The sequence below is a fragment of the Haloarcula limicola genome (assembly GCF_010119205.1).
In the GTDB taxonomy this organism is placed as follows: Archaea; Halobacteriota; Halobacteria; order Halobacteriales; family Haloarculaceae; genus Haloarcula; species Haloarcula limicola.
Genome location: NZ_WRXM01000005.1, coordinates 171,173 through 192,464, shown reverse-complemented (window position 1 = coordinate 192,464; position 21,292 = coordinate 171,173). Strand labels below are relative to the sequence as shown.

The window sequence follows — 21,292 nt, the reverse complement described above, 5'->3', positions numbered from 1 at the left end:
ATCAAGCATATAAATCAATCGTAGATGACCAATGATAGAGACACCCCAGTTGTTGAAACCGTTGACTGTACAGCCCCCGACGATAGACGAACAGCAAGCGGCATGGATCGCCGAACACGAATTCGGTAAACAAGGATCGGCAACGGAAATAGGCGGGGAGCGAGACCAGAACTTCCGGGTCGATGTTGACGAGGATGAGGCCTACGTACTGAAGATATCTAGTCCAGCCGACGACGTTGGGTCACTCGATTTACAAACGGAGGCCTTACACCATGTGAATCGAATCGACCCCGACCTCCCGATAATGGAGCCAGTTCCGACGCTCGATGGTTCTTTCTGGACGTCTATCGATGTCGGCGAGACATACTATGTGCGAATGTTTACGCATGTCTCAGGGCATCCGGTATCGGGAAGTGAACTTGATGACGAGGTCCTCTACGACTACGGATCGGTGGTGGCGAGACTCGGAAAAGCGCTTCGTAGCTTCTTCCATCCAAATGCAGATTATGACATAGTTTGGGACCTGCGCCACACCTCTGAACTTCGACCACTATTGGACAGCGTTACCGACCCGGAGCGACGCGCCCTTGCCGAACGTATCCTCAATCGGTTCGAAAACCGAGTTGCACCGGATTTTGAGTCGCTCCGGATGCAGGTAATCCATAACGACCTCACACTCGACAACGTTTTGATGGACGAGCAGAATCGGGTCACTGGCATCGTAGATTTCGGGGATCTAACTCATACGGCTCTCGTGAGCGATCTCGTCATGGCTGTCGCGAGTGTAATGTACCGCCATGAGAACCCGATCGAGGCCGCTCAAGCGGTGATTCGAGGCTACGTCAGCATTACACCACTCGAGGACGAGGAACGTAACTTACTGGTGGATCTCGTTGCGTCACGACTCCTAGCTTGGGGCGTCACGGTCGCGTGGCGAATTGAGGAACATCCGGAAAAGATCGACGACCACAGTGCCGCCGGTGTTGACGGCGGCTGGGCGCTGTTGCAATCGCTGGAGGAAGACGGACTAGACAACGTGGGGCGGTGCTTGCGGACCGCGTCACTCTCGAGCAACGTTCCGTACCCGCAGATGGAACAGTCGAGGCTGTGCTCCCGACGCAGTACCGTGCTTGGGGAATCACCACTCTTCTATGAGGACCCCGTCCACGTTGTAGGCGGAGAGAGCGTATGGCTGTTTGATTCCGACGGTCAGCGCTACCTTGATGCATACAACAACGTACAGGTCGTCGGTCACACAAACTCCGCGGTCGCAGATGCTATCGGCGGACAGGCACGCAAACTGACCACTCATACCCGATATCTGCACGAAGCCCCAGTTAGACTAGCCGAGCGTCTCTTGGCGACGATGCCGGATAAACTGGATAGAGTCCTATTCGTCAACTCTGGAAGCGAAGCAACCGACGTAGCTTGGCGATTGGCCAAGGCTGCTACCGGAAACAACGGCGCGATCGTTTCGGAGAACGCGTATCATGGTATTACCGATGCAGTAGCGGAGCAATCATCCACGATATGGCCCGAGAGTTTCTCTCCCGAGCACGTCGAGACAATCGAACCTCCAGTAGATGAAAGATTCCACCGCAGCAATTCGAACAGTGAACCAGTCAAAGACATGACTGAGTCACTGGATAGTCTCGAAAGGCAGGGTCTGGGAACTGCGGCGTTCATGTTTGACTCGCTTTTCACTAGTGATGGCATCTACCCACCCGATAAAATCCAATTGGGGAAAATGACCGACCGTGTTCGTGAAGCAGGAGGGCTCGTTATCGCGGACGAGGTACAGACTGGGCATGGTCGATGCGGCTCGGACTTGTGGGGCTTCCAGAGCACAGATATCGTTCCCGATATCGTTACGATCGGTAAGCCGATGGGTAACGGACATCCTGTCGCGGCTGTCGTGACGCAGTCAGACATCGCGTCAACTCTGTACGATCAGATGGGGTTTTTCAGCACGTTCGGCGGGAATCCCGTGTCGTGTGCAGCCGCGTTGGCAGTATTAGATCAAATCCAACAGAGAGACCTATTAACACACGTCAGTGCCGTCGGCGAGTATTTGAAAGAGAGTCTCGAAGAATTAGCTGCCGATTACGAACTCATCGGTGAAGTCCGACAACGAGGACTGATGATTGGCATTGAAATCGTCAAAGATCAAGACTCTTGGGAGCCAGCACCGCGTCAGACAACGGCAGTAGTCAATGGATTACGTCAGCGGCAAGTTCTTATCGGATCGTCCGGCAAAAACGATAACGTACTGAAAATCCGCCCGCCGCTAATATTCGAAAAAGGACACGTAGATCACCTCCTCGAAAGGTTAAACGAAGTCCTCTCAGAACAGTAGAGGTTGAATTTCGACCGACGTATCCAGACAGGCGGCCACTCTCAGCACACGGTGGTCGAATTTTCGACCCGATAACGAAGTGCTCACCCTGCGACTGATGGGTCGCCGACCGAGTAAGACGACGAGAATAACATCCTCCGAACCGGTGACGGAACAACTGACCGGGAGACAGTCGCGATTCAGAGTCGCCGTCTGTCACCAATCCAGAGGAGGGCATACTTAGAAGGACTCGTGTAGACAACCATTGGCGCGCGACGCGCAGCAATCGCTCGTACGTAACCTAGACGCCATTCGGGCCTGATCTAATTTTATATATGACAAATATCTCCAACAGGATTCGATATAGAAATACGGATATGGATTAGATACAATATTAGGTAGTTTTATTGTGTTTCATACAGTATCGTCCCTACGATGATTCTCGTCCTCGACAACGAGGTACAGCCGGACTATCGATATCTCGGTCCAGAAATCGACCGACTTCTTCCGAAGAGTGAGTACGTTGTCGGTGCTGGTAGGACCAAGGTTCCCGACCCGACGGGGTACGACGGCGTCGTCCTGAGCGGGAGCACCGCGAGCGTCTACGACGACGACCAGGCGTCGTGGCTCGAACCGCAATACGCACTCATCGAGCAATGTATCGAAGCGCAAGTGCCGTTATTGGGTATCTGTTTCGGCCACCAGCAGGTGAACGCCGCGCTCGGTGGGACGGTCGAGGAAGACGAGCGACGGGCGACGTTCGTCGAGATGGAGCGACTAGGGTCCGACACAATCCTCGACGGACTCGAACCAATCGTTCCGGTCCTCCATGCCGACCTCGTGACCGAACTGGGAGACGGCATGGAAGCGACGGCAAAGACGGCGTACAACAAGTTCTTCTGTAGCCGACACGAGTCAGCTCCACTCTGGACCGTGCAGTTCCACCCGGAGTTCACGGCGCGAGTCAGCGACCGGCCCAGCGACTGGAACTCGGGGCGGTACACCTTCGACGACTCGAACGCGACGGAAGTCTTAGACAACTTCGCCAACGCGTGTAGCGAGAACCGAACCGGCGAGTGAGTCGATAACGAGCATAAGCCGGAGGTCGAACCGCCCTTCACTCCGTCTCGGAGACCATACTTGTCAACGCCTCGCTGGAGTACGCCGCGATGGGGTTCGTCGTGTCCTTGACCGTCGTGATAACGAACTGTGAGTTCGTTCGGTTCACACCGTCGATCTCCTCGAAGTCTGCGATGAGTTCTTCGACCATGTTCCTATCCGCGAGCTTCGAGATCACGACGAAGTCGGTGTCGCCCATCATGAAGTACACCTTGTTCACGCCTTCGATCTGACTCAATTCGTCACCCACCTCGGTGTGATATCCTTCCTCGTACTCCGCAGAGACTTCGGAAATGAGGGTTATCTCCAGACCAATACTCGAGAGGTCGATAGAGTATAAATCGTCCTCGATTACCCCCGCCTCTTGGAGTTTCGTGATTCGATAGTGGACGGTCGATTTAGGAATGTCCGTTTTTTCCTGTATTCGTTCCGGACTTCCGGTACCCAGCTCCGAGATAGCTGATAGTATTTGCAGATCCTTCTTGTCCATGGTTCAATATAGTGCCGAGCGATTAAACAGTATCCGAAATTATAGCATATTGCCGGTATATCGTATCACCAGCATCGAAACCCGTCCGATGCCGAAACGCGGTCTACTGCGTCACTTTCTCCTGGTCGATACCGAGCGTCTCGACCAGCGTCTCCATCTCAAAGTCGTTCAGTGGTCGGTTTTCGTCTTTGATGGTTTTGATAACGAACTTCGAACTCGTTCGAGCAATCTCGTCGATGGCTTCGAATTGTTGGATGAGATTCTCGACCATCCCGCGATTCGAGAGATGAGAGATGACGACGAAGTCGGTATCGCCCATCGTGAAGTACACCTGATTGACGCCCTCGACTTCGCCGAGCTTCTCGCCTACCTTGTCGTGGTACCCTTTGCTGTATTCGGCCATCACCTCGGTGATGACGGTAATGTTCAACCCAACTTTCGTCAGGTCGACGTCGAAAAGGTCGTTCGTGATGACTCCCTCCTCGCGGAGGTTGTCCAACCGATAGTGGACCGTCGATTTCGGGATGTCGGTCTCCTCTGAGAGTTTCTCGGGACTGCCAGTTCCCAATTTGGCGATTGCGGCGAGAACTTGAATGTCCTTTTCGTCCATCGTTGACGTACTATCTAATTTGCACCCCGCTATTGAATATCTTCCGACCTGATTTACATTCTATCGACTCCAAAACAAATATTGAGGAGAGTATACCTCCTTCTGTTTTTCTGCCTCAGCGAATTCTGGCGGCGTACTCGTCGATGTCAAAGGCGATCTCGGGAAAGTACCCGAATCCAAGCATCCATCCCGGAGGTTGTAGATAACGGTCTCCTCATCACGGATCGCTGGCTCGTCCGAATGAGCCAGGATATCGTCGGGGCCGATTCTGTGGATTTCGATAAAGAGCCGCTCGTCACACATCGCCGTCCCTTCGGCGGAGTTCACGAGCACGCAATCGAAGCCCACAGCTGGTTCATACCGCTCGAAGTGCTCAATGTAGCGGTCTAGGTCGGGATTCCGAAAGTCGTTGTCCAGAATCTCGACCGGGACGTCAGCGTTCCGCAGTGAGGATTGATAGGAATAGTCCTCGCGAACAGCGACTGCGAATCCCAGCGCGTAGGCGTCAATGACAAAGGGTTCCCGATGCAGGAATCCGACATACTCGGCTTGCTTCGCGTCGTCGATAGCTGCCGCTGACTAAGAGTGGCGTGCGTCTGTAGACATTTGAACACGGACGCTCTGAGAGGCTCCCCCAGCTGCCTGGCGCGTCCTCGTCCCACGCCGCCAGATAGAACGCCGAGTTGTCCGGGTCCAAGCCGAAGTGCCGACTGACGATGTCCGACTCCAACTAATCAGATTACGCTCCCGGTCGTCGTCAGCTGTACAGGGCTTCCAAGTCCTCCTCGTCATAGTTCACCAACAGACGGTCCTCATCTTTGAACGATCGGAGGACGATGTTGGTCGTCGAGTTCTCGACACCCTCAGTCTGAATGATGTCCTCCATGAGCGTCTGGAGGTGCTCGTGGTCCCGCACACGGGAGAGCACATAGAACGACATCTCTCCAAGCATGAAGAAGACGCGCTGGACGCCCGAGAGATTGGTGATTTTCTCTGCGACCTCCTCATAGCCTGGGCCGTCATAGTCCGCGTTGATCTCGGTAATCGCTGTCATCCCAAGGCCGAGCCTCTGGGGATCAAGCTTGGCGATCTTTCCCTGCACGATGCCTTTCTCCCGGTACTTCTCCATCCGATAGTAGATGGTTGAGGTGCTGACATCGAGTTCGTCACTCAGCTCGTCGACATCAATGTCACCGTTCTCGTCTAAACGCTGCAGTATCTGGAAGTCGACTTCGTCGAGCGTGACCTGCGTCATCGAGTTATCTATGGCTGCCATGGGATTAATAGATTGGTATCATTCCAATTCGCCCGCCGGTTTTCTGGACCAATTACAATTCATCTCGGCGACAGCTACCACTCGCTCGCGTCGGCGTCAGTCGCCGGACGGTCCTCGCGCATGGGATTGCGACGGCGTTCGGCAGCCACTATCTCTGGCTCGAGCGGGACAGACAGCTGGCCGGGGCTATCGCCCAGTTCAGCGATACGGGTCCCGTCCGGTTCGAAGACGGCGCTTCGACCACAGAACGTCCGCCCAGCCTCCGTTCCGGCTTGGTTGCAGCCAACGACGTAGGCTCCCTGCTCAACTGCTCGTGCTGGAAGCAGCGTCTGCCAGTCCCGTTCTAAGCGGGCGGTCCAAGCCGAGATATTGACGAGAATATCACAGCCAGCGCGCGCGAGCGCTGCGCTCGAAGCCGGGAAGTTCAGATCGTAACAGATCTGAATGCCGACCCGCCCGAACGGGGCGTCGACGACAACGTACTCGTCGCCGGTCGCGAAGCTGGCCTGTTCAGTCCCCCAGCAGTGGCGCTTGTCGTAGCGGGTATGCACCGCGCCGTCCGCGTCGAGCCAGACCGCACTATTGTACACCTGCGAGTCCTCGCGAACGGGCATCCCGAACAGAACCGCCGTATCGGCCGCCGCAGCTGCCTCGCCCAGTCGCTCGGTCGTCGGCCCGGGGACGGGCTCAGCCACATCCGGGAGATCATCGAAGATATGGTAGCCAGTCGTCGCGAGTTCGGGGAACACGACCAAGTCCGCATTGGCGGCCGAGATGGCGTCGGCCATCCGTTCGCGGGTCCCATCATCGGCCGGGCCGAGACTGCTCTCGAACTGAACAACGCTGACGGTGGTTCGGTCCATCCTACCGGCCCTCAAACTCGGGGTCGCGGTCTTCGGCGAACGCTTCGACGGCCTCCGCGTGGTCGTGTGTCTGCGAGCAGATCCGCTGGGCACGCGTCGCGTCGCTCAGCGCCTGTTCGAGGTCGACATCGAAGCTCTCGTTGACCAACTGCTTGCTCTGGCCAAGGGCAATCGGTGGGCGACCGGCCAGCTGCTCGGCGAATTCGATGGCGGCATCGAGGAGGTCATCGGCCGGCACCTGCTCGAGGGCGAGGTCCCACTCGACGATCTCCTCGCCGACGAGCTTCCGGCCGGTGAAGATGAGTTCCTTTGCTCGGGCCTCGCCGATGAGCCGCGGCAGGAGATAGGCCCCGCCGTCGCCAGGGACGAACCCGACATCGATGAACGTCTCACCGATAACACCCTCGTCGCTGGTAAGTCGGAAGTCACATGCCAGAGCGGTATCACAGCCGGCGCCGAGTGCATAGCCGTTCACCGCTGCGATGACAGGGGTGTCGATACTGCGCAGCGTCCGCACGACAGCCTGGAAGAGGCCCAGTCCCGCCTCGTACTCGGCGAAGTCCATTTCCGGCGTCAGGGGCATATCATCCAAATCGACACCGGCACAGAAGGCGTCGCCGGCACCCGTGAGTACGATTGCACGCACCGCTTCGCGGTCGTCGAGGCGCTCGAATGCCTCGACTGTCCCCCGAAGTAACGATTCGTTGTATGCATTCATCGCTTCGGGCCGGTCGTACGTGACTGTCGCGATGTGATCTGTGACCTGTTCGACCGTCAGCGGGGCATCGAGTTCAATCATCGGTCTCTCCTTGTGATGGCGCTGCGGATTCTGTGTCCTCGTTCTTTGTATGTTGTTGGGGCTGTTCGTCAAGTGTGATGGCCGCATCGACGATTTCGACGCCATCTGCGTCGGCGAACACCGGATTCAAGTCGAGTTCGGTCACCGACGGGTTGGCCTGCACGAACGTCGAGACCGCGACTAGCAGGTCAACGACCGCATCGCGGTCGACGGGTGGGTTCCCGCGAGCCCCGTCTAATAGCTCCTGGGCCTCGATATCATCGAGCATCGCCCGAGCGTCGGCCTCGGTCAGCGGGAGGGCACGGAAGGCGATGTCTTCGAGAACCTCCACGAACACGCCGCCGAGGCCACACATCACGACCGGGCCAAACTGGTCGTCGTCGACGACGCCGATGATGAGCTCGACACCCGCGTCCCGCATCGGTGAAATCAGGACCCCGTCGAGACTCGCGTCGGGGTCGTATTCGGCGGCTGCCGAGCACAGGTCCTCATAGGTCGCCGCAGCTGCGTCCAATCCCACGTTGAGAGCGACCCCGCCCGCGTCGGACTTGTGGACGATGTCGGGCGACACCACTTTCATCGCGACGGGACCGTCGATATCGGCCGCTAGCGCCGCCGCCTCATCGGCACTGGTCGCGAGGTCAAATGGTGTGACAGGGAATCCGTCATCGGCGAGGGCTCGTTTGGCCTCGAACTCCGAGAGCTGGGTGCGACCGTTGCCGATGGTGTCGGCGAGCGTATCGTCGGTGGTGGCTGCAGGCAGCTGGAAGTCACTGCTCTGGTCGGCGACCGCGACCCGGTCGCCATAGGTGGCCAGTGCCGACAAACTCGCGGTCGCCACATCCAGTGATTCGACAACCGGGATGCCCTGCTCGCGAAGCACAGCGTGCGGTTCAGTATCGAATCCCTCGTAGGCACTCTGGACGACCAGCGGTGTGTCGTGGTCGGCCGCAAGCGATGCCAGTTCCCGAGCGGCCTCGATTTCGACGTCGGTGTACTGTTCGGCAAAGCGGACGCCATAGCCGCCGAACAGACCCGTCAACATGAGTGCATCCACGTTCGGGTCAGCGATGATAGCTGCCGCACAATCGACGAACACGGACTGGTCGTTGTCGGTTCCCCCCGCGACGTCGACTGGATTGACGACACTGGCCGCATCCGGGAGGACCGCTTGAAGCCGTTCTTGGGTCTGGTCGGTCAATCGGGGGATTGAGAGTCCGCGTTCGCTGCATGCGTCGGCCGCGAGCGTCGCATGTCCCCCGCCGTCGGCGAGGATGCCCACGTTCGGGCTATCGGCACGAGGCAGCGACGAAAGTGCGTTCGCGACCGACAGCAGTTCATCGGAGCGCTCGACGCTCACGACACCGGCCTGTTCAAGGACGGCATCAGTTACAGCCGCATCACCCGCCAGCGAACCCGTGTGCGAGGAGGCAGAGCGTTTGCCGACGTCCGAGCGGCCACTCTTGAGGACGACGATAGGCGTCTCCGGAACGATGTCTCGGGCCGCCTGGAGGAAGGCCCTGCCGTCGCTCATCCCCTCCACGTAGCAGACGATGGCGTCGGTCTCGGGGTCGGCGTCGAGGAACGGCAAATACTCATGAAACTGCAGGTCGGCCTCGTTACCGACGCCGACGTAGTGGCTGAAGCCGACGCCTTCGCGCGTGGCGGCCTCGGTGAACAGCGAGATAGCCATGTTGCCGCTCTGACAGAGCAGTGCGAGGCTCCCCTCCGGCACGGTATCGGCGCCGACGAGGTTCAGACCTCGGTGGACGTTGATCATGCCGGACGTGTTGGGCCCGATGAGGCGAATCCCGTGTTCGCGGGCGAGCGAGACGATCTCCGCCTCGAGTTGTTCGCCGTTTTCGCCCGCCTCGCTGAATCCGACAGCGATAACGACGGCGCCGGCGAGGTCAGTCTCCGCACAGTCCTCGAGCACGCTGGGGACGATATGTGCAGGCGTGACGATAAGCGCGAGGTCGACGCGGCCGGGGATGGCCGAGACAGCGGGGTAGACGTCGAGCCCGCGGATCTCCTCGGCGTTCGGGTTGACCGGGTAGATGTCCCCCTCGTAGCCACCCTCCTGGAGGGTTACGATAGCCTGATGGCCGCGCTTGGTCTCGTCCGTGGAGGCCCCGACCACGGCGACAGCGTCGGGAGCCATGATCCGCTCGATGTCGGTGGGTGCACCCGCCATCGTCAGTGTCCCTCGAACGTGGGGTCGCGGTCCTCGGCAAACGCGTCGATCCCCTCTTGCCAGTCGTCAGTGGTCATACAGGCCAGCAGGGCCTCGGCTTCGGCGGTCAGCATATCCGCTCGATTTGCCTCTCCGACGCGGCCGAACTGGGTTTTGGCGAACTCCATCGAAATCGGAGCGTTCCCCGCGAGATCAGTCGCGAGCTCGTCGACAGCGTTGTCAAGCGCAGTCGCTGGGTGATAACTCGTCACGACCCCCTCCTCAGCAGCCTCCTCGCCGGTCAGCGTCGCAGCCGATAAGATCAGCTCTTTGGCCCGGGCTCGACCGACGCGTTGCGTGAGCGTGTACGTAACGCCGCCGCCAATGTACGTCCCGATTCCGACCTCGGGGAACCGCATCTCAGCCTCCTCAGCCATCAGGATGAAATCTGCGCTCAACGCGAGCTCGGCGCCAGCCCCGATCGCATAGCCTTGGACCTTCGCAACCACCGGCCGCGGATGTGTTTGGACTGCTTTACAGGCATCTTGGGCCTGCCAGACATATTCCCGGCGCTCTTTGGCCGACCGGTCGGTCTCGCTGTGTTGTTCCATATCCGCACCGACACAGAACGCCCGGCCGGCTCCCTCAAGAACAACGACCCGGGCATCTTCGGCTTCGGCCCGGTCAAGGCCGTCCTGGATGCCCGCGTACAGTTCGGGCGTAACTGCGTTGAGCGAATCCGGTCTATTCAGTCGGATGCTTGCAACGTCACCCTCTCGCTGGTATACCGTCGGGGACTCCGGCGCCGTGTTGGTCTTTGTCATGATCAATTCGCTACCTAGACTCTCAGACCTCAACCACATAAGTTTTGGCTCATTCTAAAGTTAGCCGAGTATAGTCGGAACTCTACCGAATATAGGGGTGATATCTGCGAAAGATTATTATATTAGTGTGTAGAAGGTTCGCATGGCGATGTCCCACAAAGACACACATAGACGGCGTGACATACTGACAGCAGTCGGTGCTGGAACGCTAACCGCACTCGCAGGATGTAGCGGCGGTGATGGTGGCGATGGCGGTGACGGCGGCGGTGATGGTAGTGGCGGAGACAATGGGAGTACCACTGGGAGCAGTGGTGGCAGCGGGAGCGGCAAGCTTCGGTTCCTCGGCTTCGGCGGGAACACGCAGGCCGCCCAGATGTCCGTCTTCGAGCCGTGGGCTGGAGAGTCCGGTGTGAAGGTTCAGGGGACCTCTGCAGGCGGGACGACGGAGATGATCTCGCTTATCAAGCAGAATCCCGGCTCCTTCGACATCGTTGCGCTCAACGACACGGGAATGGCGCGGGCCCAGAAGGAAGATGTCCTCGAGCCCATCGACCTCTCGAAGGTTCCCAACTACGAGAAAAATATCAAGGAGTCCGCTCGGTCGCTGTCGTTCAACATGCGTGATGGGGACACAATGGGGCTCATCCGTGAGAACGGCGCGACCGGCTATGCGTACAATAGTGAGAAAGTCGACGGCGAGCTGAACTCTTGGGACGCGATTCTGGACTCGAAATACGAGGGCAAGGTCTCGCTCATCGACCGCACTATCGACCGACTGTCGAACAGCGCGGCCGCTGCCGGGCTCAACATCAACAACGTGCCCGGTGACCAGGCGAAGACGGACGAGATGTTTGCGCGGGCGAAAAAGGAAGACCAGAACGTCTTCTCCTACTGGGGTGACGGCGCCACCTCTATCCGCTACCTCCGACAGGAAAACGCTTGGATCTGTGAGGCTTGGGGCGGTCGCGTCCTTGCCCTGCAGGAGGAGGGCTTCGACCAGATCAAGTACGTGATTCCGAAGGAAGGCGCAATGGGGTGGGCTGACAACCTCGCCGTGGTCAAGGGCTCTGAGAGCCGCGACTTGGCCCACGAGCTGTTGAACCACACCTACCAGCGCAAACACCTCCTGACGCTGTCGGACAAGATGAACTACACCGTGCAGGTGAAGAACCCGCCTGAAAAGATGACACAGCTGCCTGACTACGCGCCTGCGGAGGATCTGGCCTTCCGTAACTGGGAGAAGGTTCTCCCCAAGCAGGAGGCTTGGACTCAGCGACTCGAGAAGATCAAACAGGGCTAATACTAATGCTCGAAGTCAACGGCTTCACCAAGTACTACGGCGATCTCTGTGCAGTACAGGACCTCTCTTTCCGCATCGAGGAGGGGGAATTCGTCACGCTACTGGGGCCCTCGGGCTGTGGCAAGTCAACGACCCTACACTCTATCGCCGGGCTCGTGGAGCCGACCGAGGGGCAGATCAACCTCCGTGGCGATGACGTGACTGACCTGCCCCCGGAGAAACGCAATATCGGGATGGCGTTCCAGTCGACGGCGTTGTTCCCGCATATGACCGTCCGAGAGAACATCGCCTACGGGCTGAAGATGCACGGCTACTCCAAGGCCGACGTTTCCGACCGAGTCGAAGAGTCACTCGAGTTGGTCGACATGCCTGAGCACGGGGATCACCGTCCCGGCGAACTCTCCGGCGGCCAGCAGCAGCGCGTCTCGCTGGCACGGGCACTGGCGTACGAACCCGACATTCTCCTGCTGGACGAGCCCCTGACGGGGTTGGACCGGGTGCTCCGCGAGGAGATGCGGGGCTGGCTCCACCGCGTCCAGCGCGAGGTCGGTGTCACGACGCTCTATGTCACGCACGACCAGGAGGACGCCCTGTCGATGTCGGATAAGGTGATCGTTCTTAACGATGGTCGGGCTCAGCAAATGGACTCGCCGGAAGCCATCTACGAGCGGCCAACCAATCCGTTCGTCGCCGAGTTCGTCGGCAAGTCCACCCAGTTTGCCGGCGAGGTTACCCACGAGGACAGTCATGCCGTCGTCCACAATGACAGTAAGGCCATTACGTTGCCCGATACGTCCCATGGCGCCGGGGAGAGCGTCTCGGTATACGTTCGGCCGGAGGATATCAACGTGGGCACCGAGCCGACAGGGGCCACAAACGAATTCCCTGGCACCGTTATCGACATCTCGAATCTCGGTAACCGAGCCGAGATGTCCATCGAACTCGCGGACGGGACGACAGCGCTCGCTCACACAGAACGATTCCCCGATATCGAGATCGGTGACGACGTCTTCATTCGGTTTGACGCCGAGCGGGTGATTGTTTTATGAGTGTTAAACAACCCGGGCTGAGCGGTCTTATCCACACCGTCGGCGAGGGCCTCGAGGGACACGTTTCGAATCGGCATCTCGCACTGTTCGGGATTGGATTCGTTGGGCTCTTTTTCATCCTCCCCGTTCTGTTGTTGGTCCCGGAGAGTCTGCACCTCGACTCGGCGACGCCATTCGAGTCCTATCGGCGTGTGCTGAACGGGATCTATATTGACGCGTTCGTCCGGTCGTTCCTGTTCGGGATCGTCACGACGGTCGTGACACTGGCCTTGGCGTACTTGCTCTCGTACTACCTCGCCTTCGCCACGGAGCGGGTTCGTATTGCGATGACGCTGATCATTGTGCCGCTGTGGATTGCCTACATTGTCCGATACTTCGGTATTCTGCTGTTTCTATCACCGGCGGGCCCATTCGCCGACTTGACAGGCATCGAGCCGGGGCTCTTGTTTACTACGCCAGCAGTCATCATCGGTCTGGCGAACGTCTATCTCCCGTTTGCTGTTCTGCCACTGTATAACTCGCTGAACGCCATCGACGAGGAGCTGATCAATGCGTCGCGGGTACTCGGCGCTAACAAATGGCGGACTATCGCAAAGGTCATTTTCCCCTTGAGTCTCCCCGGGTTGGTCGCCGCTGGGCTCATCGTGTTCATCCTCGCTGCCGGGTCATTCCTCGGGCCGGCAGTGCTCGGTGGCCCACGGCAGACCATGATCGCGAATGTTATCGCCCAGGCGTTCTTGGATAACTTCAATATCCAGTTCGCGTCGGCGCTTGCTATCGTCTACACCGTGCTACTCGTCGCACTCTTGTTTGTGTTTAATGCGGTCTTCAGCCTGCAGGAGGTGCTCGAGAAAATATGAGCACGAGCACGAGCGCCACAACGCGACTGCGCGGGCTTTCGTTCCGTGCCATCATCGCCGTGGTGTTTGCCTTCCTGCTCTTGCCAGTCATCATCGTCGTGCTGACGTCGTTCACCACGCAGTCGTTCCCGGCAATTCCACAGGAGGGCGTCTCGCTAGCGTGGTATGAGCAGCTCCTGCAGGACGACAAGCTGATCAATGCACTGACGGTGAGCCTGGTCGTCGCGACGGCATCAGCGATTCTCTCGGGTATCATCGGCACTATCGCGGCGATCGGATTTGTGCGCGCTGAGTTCCCCTACAAACAGCAGGTCTCGACTGTAATGTTGCTGCCGATGATCATCTCGCCTGTCATCACAGGCATTGCGCTTGTCCGATACTTTGGGACGATTCAGCTTCCGTCTGGTTACCCAGCACTCGTTCTGGGTCATACTGTGCTCTCGCTTCCATATGTGTTCCTGCTCGTCCGATCAGAATTGCTGACGTTCGACGAGGACCTCGAACGCGCGTCGCGGGTGCTCGGTGCTGACCCGGTAACGACGTTCCGCAACGTGACTGGACCAATCATCTCACCGGCCATCCTCGCCGGCGGGTTCATCGCCTTTGTCGTCTCGTTTGGCGAGTTTACCGCGACGCAATTTCTGATCTCTCCCGGCACGAGCACTGTTCCGGTCGTTATCTACACAATGCTCCGGACGGGACTGACGCCGACGATCAACGCGCTCTCGGTCGTGCTTATCGTCATCATGCTCGTGGTCGCACTGTCCAGTCGCCGTCTCACCTCCTCCTGACGCCTCGATTCCGTCTCGAGTGGCGGGCCGCGACGCCCGTCAGGATCACCGCGTTGCTAACCAAGATGGGGGTGAGATATCGCTGTTTTGTTGGTTAGCTGGTTGCAGGCGGTAATCCCTCTCCCTACTGCGCTACTCGGTCGCTGCTGGCTGGACGCCGCTGCGTCGGGAAGGTCGGTTTGAATCGTCGCCATTAGATTCTGTCGGGACGCGCTCTCGGGTACGCCCCCGCACCTCCTTCGGGGGGCAGAAAATCCACGCTGTAGTGCTGTCTGAGCGGTGAGAGACTACGACAACAATGCTGACAAGCGAATACGGAAATTAGCCACTCTGAACCGACTAGTAGCGTGCGTCGTCTGACTCCAAGAGGTGACAGGCGGCAGAGTGTTCATCGGTAAGCCACACAGTGTCCGGGGTGTCGCGTGCACAGATCGTTGGAAATGCATCAGCGAGGAGCTCGTGTGCACCAGTCACATCGTCGGTGAGGACGCGGTTCAACGCCGCAGTAAGAATTGCATCGGCTTGGGGATCATCAAGGGACCGTGGCAGGTCAAGAGCCGCTCGAATGGTCTCTTGAATGTGGTCGTCCGCGACGTGTTCACTGGGACAGGCGGTCTCGGTAGCGACGGTCGCTCGAAGGGCTTCAGGCTCGATTTGCTCCTTGGCAAGTCGAAGTCGGAAGTCAAGGATTGCTCGCCAGTTGCGCTGTTCAAGGTCATATCCCTCGGGTGGGATAACTTTTGGACACCGAGTGTGGAACCGGCAACCACTTGGCGGGTCACTCGGAGATGGGACGGCGCCACGCAACCTGACTCGGTGGCCACGCTTCCGAGGATCGATAGTTGGAATCGATGCAACGAGAACCTCTGTATATGGGTGTTGTGGAGACTCAAAGAGACGCTTGGTCGGGGCGGCTTCGACGATTTCGCCCAAATACATTACAAGGGTGCGGTCACAGATCTGCCGAACGACCCCCATATCATGACTTATGAAAAGGACTCCGAGGTCGAACTCCCGTTGAATATCCGCGATGAGGGTAAGAATCTCGGACTTTACGGAGACGTCTAACGCGCTGGTCGGTTCGTCAGCGAGCAGGAGATCCGGGCCCAAGACGAGCGCCCGGGCGAGTGCGATGCGCTGTTTCTGTCCGCCGGAGAACTCGTGCGGATATCTATCGATATCGTTCGCCGATAAGCCGACACGCTCTAACAGATCCGTTACAACCTCTCGGCGAAGCGTCCGGTCGGTAATGCCATGGATACCAAGCGGTTCGGCGACGGATTCACCAATGGACATTCGCGGGTCGAAACTGGCGCTCGGATCCTGAAATATCATCTGTGCGTTCCGCCGAAACGCCGTGAGCGCGTCGCCCGACATCTCCGTAACCTCTCGTCCATCGAACCGAATCGAGCCGCTCGTCGGTTCTTCGAGGCGAAGCATCGTCCGTGCGGCGGTCGATTTCCCACAGCCAGATTCGCCGACGAGGCCAACGGTCTCACCGCGCTGAACCGTAAGGTCGATACCGTCAACGGCCCTGACAGCCCCAATTTGTCGTCGAAGAACGCCTTTCGTGATCGGGAAGTGTTTCGTGAGATTCGTCACCTCGAACAGCGCCACGTCACCCATCAGCGTCACCACCCGGACGGTCGTTTCGAAGTGCCGCGGGGTCACCATCCGGTCCGTAGTACACACAGGAGGCCGCTTGGCCGTTGCCGACATCGTACAGCGGGGGTTGGTCGCCAGTGCTACACTCCGCCCGGGCGTACTCACATCGGCTGGCAAACCGGCACCCTGCAGGTGGGTGATACAGATCAGGTAGTCGCCCCTCGATAGTCCGGAGCGCCCACCCTCGGCCGGGAAGACAGTCGAACAAAGCCTGCGTGTATGGGTGAGCGGGCCTATCGAACACGTCATAGACGCTCCCTCGCTCCATCACCTTCCCGGCGTACAGGACGACCATTCGATCGGCAAGTTCGGCGGCGACGCCGAGGTCGTGTGTGATAAGCAAGATCGCCATCCCGTACTCCTGTTGAAGGGAGTCAAAGAGGTCCAACAGCTGTGCTTGGATAGTTACGTCGAGCGCGGTCGTCGGCTCATCGGCGATGAGCAAGTCCGGCGTCGCCGCCAGCGCCATCGCGATGACCACACGCTGTTTCATGCCGCCGGAAAACTCGTGGGGATAGTCGTCGTACCGCGTCGCTGCATCGGGAATACCGACCTGATCAAGGAGCGTAATGGCACGCTCTCGTGCTGCCGTGTCACCGACGTCGTCGTGGGTTTGGATCGCTTCACGGATCTGCCAGCCAACGGTGAAGCAGTGGTTGAGTGCATCCTCGGGGTTTTGAAATACGTGGGCGATACGAGCGCCTCGAATGGCGCGCAGGTCACGCTCCGAGAGCGGTACTAGGTCCCGCCCATCGAGGAACACCTCGCCGCTCGTGATCTGCCCGGGCGGCATTGGGATCAGTTTAGTTATCGTCTCAGCCGTGACGGTCTTTCCACTCCCGCTCTCGCCGACGATACAGACGGTTTCGCCTCGTTGCACGTCGAAGTCGATACCATCTATCGCTCGGAGTCGTCCCCGATCGGTCTCGAACTCAACGGTGAGATTCCGAACCGATAGCAGCGGTTCGTACCGGGTGTCATCGGCCGTCTCCTGTTGTTGACTCACTGGTTCACCTCCGAGCGCGGATCGAGCGCGTTCCGGAACGCGTCACCGACAAAGTTGAACGCCAGGATAGTGAGAAATAGGAAGACACCGGGAATCGTCGAGACCCACCACGCGGTTCGGAGATCAGACCGCCCTGCGGCAATAGTCTGTCCCCACGATGGGATCGTCGGATCACCGAGCGAGAGGAACGCCAACCCGGCTTCGAACAAGATTAGGCCCGGTATGAGCAGCGTCAGGTTCGTGATGACGGTGCCCGAAATGTTTGGGAGAATGTGCCGCAGGATAATGTGTTTCGTATCCGCACCAGCACAGCGTGCCACGTCGACATATGGCTCTTGGGACCGTTGAAGTGACGCACTCCGGACGAGACGCGCTGTCCCGCCCCAGCTGAAGAGTCCGAAAACGAGAATGAACATCAGTAGGCTTCCGCCAAAGAGGTAGATGAGCAGCAGGTACAGCAGAAACGACGGAAAGACCTGTTGAATGTCGACATACCGCATCAGAACTTCGTCGACCACCCCACCGACGTAGGCGGCGACGGTGCCCACAGTCGCACCGATACCGACGATGAGAAACGACGTTATCAGCCCGATCCGTATCGACACCCGCATCCCGAGGACCACGAGGGCAAGGATATCTTTTCCGTTACCGGTGGTCCCGAGTGGGAACTGCCAGCTCCCGTGACACCGGCCGTCTCCAAGGTCACCGACACACTGCAACGGGACAGCACTGTCAACGGTGAATCCGATAGGTGGCTGGTAACTCTGTAGCAGTGTGACTTGTGGTCTCGCGACGAGCAATGGCCCCACGAGTCCGAGTGTAAAAATAATGAGTAAGTACACAAGGCTGACGACGGCCGCCCGGTTTTTTCGGAACTCCCGCCAGTAGTAGGCGGTCATCCGCCGGTGTTGCACCAGCGGGACAACGACATAAAACGCAAATAGCGTGAGTGAGAGCATGAACAGCCAGTCTAACTGCGTGAGGTCCCATCCCTCCCGGAGCACTGGATTCGGTGTGAACAACGGTCCCGCTTGGAGGTAATCGATGACGAACACGATGGTGAGCCCGCCCAGTGTCAGTACCAATCCTGCAGTCTGCCTGCTCAAAGCAAAGCCGCCGTTAGCCTCCCACTCGATGTCCTCGAATCGTCGCCGAGGCGTATCCGAGCTCATCAGCGATCACCGTATTCGATTCGGGGGTCCAGTACAGTGTAGGCAATGTCCTGAAGCAAGTTCCCGACGATCGCGATGAAGACGCCGATGAGCGTCGTCGCAAGGACCAGCGGCGTGTCCTGGTTTTGAATGGCTTTGAAACTTAACTGTCCCAGTCCGGGGATGCCGAAGACGACTTCAACGAGATAGGAACTGGCGATGAACAGTCCAAGCAGGTCGGCCACCAGAATCGTCGAGAGCGGGACGGCTGCGGGTCTGAGGACGTGCAACAGCAGTATCCGCCGCTCCGAGACGCCTTTCGCTCTCGCCGTCTTCGTAAACGTCGCTTCAACGTATTCCAGCGCTTCTGCCCGTGTGTACCGCGTCAGGCTGGCTATCGACCCCGTGGTCAGGACAAAAACAGGCAGAATGAGCTGTCTCCCATTAGCCAAACTGAACACGGGTACGTTCGGGTCGAAGACGATCGGGACCCAGTCAAGTTGGACGCCGAACAACACTAACAAAACAATACCGAACCAGAAATTCGGAATCGCGTACCCAAAGAAGGCGATGAACGTCGCAGCGTAGTCGAACCGGGAGTACTGGTGGGTCGCCGAGTACAGCCCAATAGACAATCCGCACAGAATCGTGAGAATTGTCCACGGGACGGAGTACATCATCGTATACGGCAAGGCCTCGGCGATTGCCGCGGTCACTGGTTGGCCTCGAGAGAGACTGTATCCCCAGTTGAACGTCGCCATACTGGTCATGTAATCGGTGTACTGCCGCCAGAGCGGACGATTTAGGCCACGTTGTTGTTCGTAAGCCTCCCTCGCGGCCTCGGCGTCACTACCGGAGACCGCGGCTTCGAACTGGATAGCGGTGAGTGCCTGTTGTTCGGTCGCGTACAGCAGCGCCCATGTGATCGAGAGGACGATGAATGTCGCGGCGACGGCCCAGAGAAGCCGGCGAGCGACGTACCACCTCATTGGTCGAAGTAGTACGTCTGAGCATTCCACCCGCTGGCGAACGTCTCCGTCGGCCCAACGAGTTCGTCTTGTGCGCCAACGATGTTCGACGGGAGCAAGAGGAAGCCAAAGGGTTGTTCGCGGGCGAGCTTCCGAAATACCTCTCCGAATAGTTCACGCCGTCGCTGTTCGTCGATAGTCTGGGACGCTTCAGCGTACAGTTCCGGGATATTCGATTCCGGAACGTAGCCGTAGTAGTTGATATTCCCCCGCTCGTCGAAGAACGTGGCACTCGAACTCGGTGTCCGGGGATACGTATTGAATCCGAGGACGACGGACATGTCCCACGGTTCCTGACTGACCGAGATGTCGCGCGGCCCCCCGTTGAACGTCCCCGCGCTCCACGGAACTTCTCGCCCCCTTGGTGGCGCGTTCGCGGCGTACTTTTGCTGAAATGTGTTGCCGGGAATCGTTTCGATGCGAACGGCGATACCGAGATTCGATTCGATCTCTTGGGCGAGAAGTTCGGCCAGCGTCTGATTCGTCTCGCTCGCTGAACTGGCATATAGCGATAGCCGCACCGGTGCACCGTCGGAACCTACGAGCGTTGTCCCGTCGTAGCGATAGCCTGTCCCCTCGATGCCCTGCCGCATGCGAGTCATGGCCGGTTCCTGCCCATAGAGATCGTCAATGCCGAACAGATACTGTTGCAGTCCCTCCTCGACGTACCACTTGGAAAAACGCGGCTGCATCGTAAACGCTGGTTCGGCGAAGCCGCGATAGAGATTCTCCGCGAGGACTCGCTTGTCGATTGCACAGGCAAACGCTTGCCGAACCGCAACCTCTCGAAACGGGCGCCAGCCGTTTGCGCGCATGTTAAACTTAATCGCCTGGACGAACGGCTGGGGCTGGACGTAGACGTCAACGCTTTCGAGATCCCGAAACTCTTGGGCGTTCTTCGGCGGAATTCCAGCAGTCGTTACCTCCCCGTTACGCAGTGCGTTAAGTCGCGAGGACTCTTCAGCAATCACCTGGATTCGATACGACTGGAAGTATGGCGCATTCTGCCATTCGTCGCCGAGACCCGCTACCTCACGGATATAATAATCCTCGTTTCGCGTGGCGACAAACTGCGATTCCCGCTGCCATCGGTCGAAAGTGTACGGACCGAGATTCCCTGTATACTGGAGCGTGGTTATTTCCTCATCTCGCTGGAGTCCCGCCGCATCCTTCTCCGGGACATATTTCTCAAGAATTCCTCGTGGAAGGCAGTTCTGCCCCCACAAGATGGGTTTCAGCGGAAACGACGGGTCAACTTCCGGAAGTCGAATCTCGAACGTGCGGTCATCGATTTGCTCAACTGGAATTGGCTCACCCTGCCGGAACCAATCGCCCGCACTCGTGTAGCCCGCCCAGTTGTCTTCCCCCTGGAAGACGTTCCGAATCATATACACCCAATCATCCGCGGTCATCTGTCCGTAGCCGCCGCCCCACTGGAGGTTCTCTCGGAGTGTGATTCGATAGATCTGTCCATCGTCGGTCGATGGCTCCGCCCAGAGGGGGAACACGTTCTGGTCGTCGTCGACTGCCCAGGCTCCGTCCAACGTCAAGCCAACGAATGCGCCCGATGTCGTATCGTTTGTAAAGAGCCAGTTCAACGAATTGGCATCGGACCCGACGACACCGACAAATTCCCCGGCCGGATCTCCTGGATCGGACGACGGAGACTCGCTACCCGATGCCGGTGGGGCCGCGTTGTCACTACTGTCGCTGCCGAATAATCCACAGCCGGCTAGCGAGGCCGCCGTGCTGATTCCGAGCGTCTGCAGGAATCGACGGCGGGTTGGTCGAGCGAGTGTATCGGGCACTCCGGCAGTGGGTGCCATCGTCTAGCACGGACGAGTTGTGAGATAATTAACTATTCGCTTGTAGAACAGTCAGGGCGGAAACACGGTTCCGTTCGACGAGTTTCTCCATCGGTTCTCAGTGTGAAGTTGCGCAATCGCATTTTCG

19 protein-coding genes and 1 pseudogene are annotated in these 21,292 nt (G+C 58.5%); 7 read left to right on the top strand and 13 right to left on the bottom strand.

The genetic code is table 11. The features are described from left to right. Positions 1-31: 31 nt before the first annotated feature. Positions 32-2,356, top strand: coding sequence for an aminotransferase class III-fold pyridoxal phosphate-dependent enzyme (locus GO488_RS19085; protein WP_162319433.1), 2,325 nt, complete (start codon positions 32-34; stop codon positions 2,354-2,356). A gap of 414 nt (positions 2,357-2,770) precedes the next feature. Next, positions 2,771-3,415 carry a type 1 glutamine amidotransferase gene (locus tag GO488_RS19080; protein ID WP_162319432.1) on the top strand — a complete coding sequence of 215 codons (645 nt, stop codon included), beginning with the start codon at positions 2,771-2,773 and terminating at the stop codon, positions 3,413-3,415. A gap of 37 nt (positions 3,416-3,452) precedes the next feature. Here GO488_RS19080 and GO488_RS19075 read toward each other — a convergent pair whose 3' ends face one another. Beyond that, complete coding sequence (locus GO488_RS19075) at positions 3,453-3,944, bottom strand: Lrp/AsnC family transcriptional regulator (RefSeq protein WP_162319431.1); 492 nt, start codon at positions 3,942-3,944, stop codon at positions 3,453-3,455. Between the two features lie 103 nt (positions 3,945-4,047). Further along, entirely contained in the window at positions 4,048-4,554 is a 507-nt protein-coding gene (locus tag GO488_RS19070; RefSeq protein ID WP_162319430.1) for an Lrp/AsnC family transcriptional regulator, read from the bottom strand. Positions 4,555-4,794: 240 nt separating this feature from the next. Between GO488_RS19070 and GO488_RS19065 the strand changes: the two genes are divergently transcribed. Beyond that, positions 4,795-4,944 (top strand): hypothetical protein, encoded by a 150-nt coding sequence (locus GO488_RS19065; RefSeq protein WP_162319429.1) that lies wholly within the window; start codon positions 4,795-4,797, stop codon positions 4,942-4,944. Here GO488_RS19065 and GO488_RS20160 read toward each other — a convergent pair. The 6 genes and pseudogenes from GO488_RS20160 to GO488_RS19040 form a co-directional block, all read right to left on the bottom strand. Next, positions 4,897-5,121, bottom strand: a pseudogene (locus GO488_RS20160) (DUF6610 family protein); the annotation flags it as partial. The gene GO488_RS19065 and the pseudogene GO488_RS20160 sit on opposite strands and share 48 nt — an antisense overlap. Positions 5,122-5,311: 190 nt before the next feature. Beyond that, positions 5,312-5,809 carry an Lrp/AsnC family transcriptional regulator gene (locus tag GO488_RS19060; RefSeq protein WP_162319428.1) on the bottom strand — a complete coding sequence of 166 codons (498 nt, stop codon included), beginning with the start codon at positions 5,807-5,809 and terminating at the stop codon, positions 5,312-5,314. A gap of 95 nt (positions 5,810-5,904) precedes the next feature. Next, entirely contained in the window at positions 5,905-6,693 is a 789-nt protein-coding gene (locus GO488_RS19055; RefSeq protein ID WP_162319427.1) for a carbon-nitrogen hydrolase family protein, read from the bottom strand. Between the two features lies 1 nt (position 6,694). Then, positions 6,695-7,492, bottom strand: coding sequence for an enoyl-CoA hydratase/isomerase family protein (locus GO488_RS19050; protein ID WP_162319426.1), 798 nt, complete (start codon positions 7,490-7,492; stop codon positions 6,695-6,697). Next, on the bottom strand, positions 7,485-9,686 hold the full coding sequence (locus GO488_RS19045) for an acetate--CoA ligase family protein (protein ID WP_162319425.1): 2,202 nt from the start codon (positions 9,684-9,686) through the stop codon (positions 7,485-7,487). Before GO488_RS19045 ends, GO488_RS19050 begins: the two co-directional genes overlap by 8 nt. A gap of 2 nt (positions 9,687-9,688) precedes the next feature. Continuing rightward, complete coding sequence (locus GO488_RS19040) at positions 9,689-10,489, bottom strand: enoyl-CoA hydratase/isomerase family protein (protein ID WP_162319424.1); 801 nt, start codon at positions 10,487-10,489, stop codon at positions 9,689-9,691. 148 nt (positions 10,490-10,637) lie between these two features. Here GO488_RS19040 and GO488_RS19035 point away from each other — a divergent pair, with 148 nt between their 5' ends. From GO488_RS19035 to GO488_RS19020, 4 genes are read left to right on the top strand one after another with little or no spacing between them, the layout of a single operon-like run. Then, entirely contained in the window at positions 10,638-11,789 is a 1,152-nt protein-coding gene (locus tag GO488_RS19035) for an ABC transporter substrate-binding protein (RefSeq protein ID WP_162319423.1), read from the top strand. 5 nt (positions 11,790-11,794) lie between these two features. Further along, positions 11,795-12,838 carry an ABC transporter ATP-binding protein gene (locus tag GO488_RS19030; RefSeq protein ID WP_162319422.1) on the top strand — a complete coding sequence of 348 codons (1,044 nt, stop codon included), beginning with the start codon at positions 11,795-11,797 and terminating at the stop codon, positions 12,836-12,838. Beyond that, on the top strand, positions 12,835-13,698 hold the full coding sequence (locus GO488_RS19025) for an ABC transporter permease (protein WP_162319421.1): 864 nt from the start codon (positions 12,835-12,837) through the stop codon (positions 13,696-13,698). Before GO488_RS19030 ends, GO488_RS19025 begins: the two co-directional genes overlap by 4 nt. Then, a complete protein-coding gene (locus GO488_RS19020) occupies positions 13,695-14,489 on the top strand; it encodes an ABC transporter permease (protein ID WP_162319420.1) in 795 nt (264 codons plus the stop codon). Before GO488_RS19025 ends, GO488_RS19020 begins: the two co-directional genes overlap by 4 nt. A 339-nt stretch (positions 14,490-14,828) precedes the next feature. On the opposite strand, the gene GO488_RS19015 is transcribed toward GO488_RS19020, so the two are convergent. From GO488_RS19015 to GO488_RS18995, 5 genes are read right to left on the bottom strand one after another with little or no spacing between them, the layout of a single operon-like run. Further along, a complete protein-coding gene (locus GO488_RS19015) occupies positions 14,829-16,115 on the bottom strand; it encodes an ABC transporter ATP-binding protein (RefSeq protein ID WP_162319419.1) in 1,287 nt (428 codons plus the stop codon). Next, positions 16,108-17,160: an ABC transporter ATP-binding protein gene (locus GO488_RS19010; RefSeq protein WP_162319418.1), complete on the bottom strand. Its 1,053-nt coding sequence runs from the start codon at positions 17,158-17,160 to the stop codon at positions 16,108-16,110. Before GO488_RS19010 ends, GO488_RS19015 begins: the two co-directional genes overlap by 8 nt. Beyond that, entirely contained in the window at positions 17,157-18,332 is a 1,176-nt protein-coding gene (locus tag GO488_RS19005) for an ABC transporter permease (RefSeq protein ID WP_162319417.1), read from the bottom strand. Before GO488_RS19005 ends, GO488_RS19010 begins: the two co-directional genes overlap by 4 nt. Then, positions 18,332-19,300 carry an ABC transporter permease gene (locus GO488_RS19000; RefSeq protein WP_162319416.1) on the bottom strand — a complete coding sequence of 323 codons (969 nt, stop codon included), beginning with the start codon at positions 19,298-19,300 and terminating at the stop codon, positions 18,332-18,334. Before GO488_RS19000 ends, GO488_RS19005 begins: the two co-directional genes overlap by 1 nt. Further along, entirely contained in the window at positions 19,297-21,165 is a 1,869-nt protein-coding gene (locus GO488_RS18995; RefSeq protein ID WP_162319415.1) for an ABC transporter substrate-binding protein, read from the bottom strand. Before GO488_RS18995 ends, GO488_RS19000 begins: the two co-directional genes overlap by 4 nt. Between the last annotated feature and the right edge of the window lie 127 nt (positions 21,166-21,292).

Coding starts and splice junctions, on each gene's coding strand:
- GO488_RS19085 (WP_162319433.1), top strand. CDS start 32: ATGATAGAGACACCCCAGTTGTTGAAACCGTTGACTGTACAGCCCCCG.
- GO488_RS19080 (WP_162319432.1), top strand. CDS start 2,771: ATGATTCTCGTCCTCGACAACGAGGTACAGCCGGACTATCGATATCTC.
- GO488_RS19075 (WP_162319431.1), bottom strand. CDS start 3,944: ATGGACAAGAAGGATCTGCAAATACTATCAGCTATCTCGGAGCTGGGT.
- GO488_RS19070 (WP_162319430.1), bottom strand. CDS start 4,554: ATGGACGAAAAGGACATTCAAGTTCTCGCCGCAATCGCCAAATTGGGA.
- GO488_RS19065 (WP_162319429.1), top strand. CDS start 4,795: ATGAGCCAGGATATCGTCGGGGCCGATTCTGTGGATTTCGATAAAGAG.
- GO488_RS19060 (WP_162319428.1), bottom strand. CDS start 5,809: ATGACGCAGGTCACGCTCGACGAAGTCGACTTCCAGATACTGCAGCGT.
- GO488_RS19055 (WP_162319427.1), bottom strand. CDS start 6,693: ATGGACCGAACCACCGTCAGCGTTGTTCAGTTCGAGAGCAGTCTCGGC.
- GO488_RS19050 (WP_162319426.1), bottom strand. CDS start 7,492: ATGATTGAACTCGATGCCCCGCTGACGGTCGAACAGGTCACAGATCAC.
- GO488_RS19045 (WP_162319425.1), bottom strand. CDS start 9,686: ATGGCGGGTGCACCCACCGACATCGAGCGGATCATGGCTCCCGACGCT.
- GO488_RS19040 (WP_162319424.1), bottom strand. CDS start 10,489: ATGACAAAGACCAACACGGCGCCGGAGTCCCCGACGGTATACCAGCGA.
- GO488_RS19035 (WP_162319423.1), top strand. CDS start 10,638: ATGTCCCACAAAGACACACATAGACGGCGTGACATACTGACAGCAGTC.
- GO488_RS19030 (WP_162319422.1), top strand. CDS start 11,795: ATGCTCGAAGTCAACGGCTTCACCAAGTACTACGGCGATCTCTGTGCA.
- GO488_RS19025 (WP_162319421.1), top strand. CDS start 12,835: ATGAGTGTTAAACAACCCGGGCTGAGCGGTCTTATCCACACCGTCGGC.
- GO488_RS19020 (WP_162319420.1), top strand. CDS start 13,695: ATGAGCACGAGCACGAGCGCCACAACGCGACTGCGCGGGCTTTCGTTC.
- GO488_RS19015 (WP_162319419.1), bottom strand. CDS start 16,115: ATGGGTGACGTGGCGCTGTTCGAGGTGACGAATCTCACGAAACACTTC.
- GO488_RS19005 (WP_162319417.1), bottom strand. CDS start 18,332: ATGAGCTCGGATACGCCTCGGCGACGATTCGAGGACATCGAGTGGGAG.
- GO488_RS19000 (WP_162319416.1), bottom strand. CDS start 19,300: ATGAGGTGGTACGTCGCTCGCCGGCTTCTCTGGGCCGTCGCCGCGACA.
- GO488_RS18995 (WP_162319415.1), bottom strand. CDS start 21,165: ATGGCACCCACTGCCGGAGTGCCCGATACACTCGCTCGACCAACCCGC.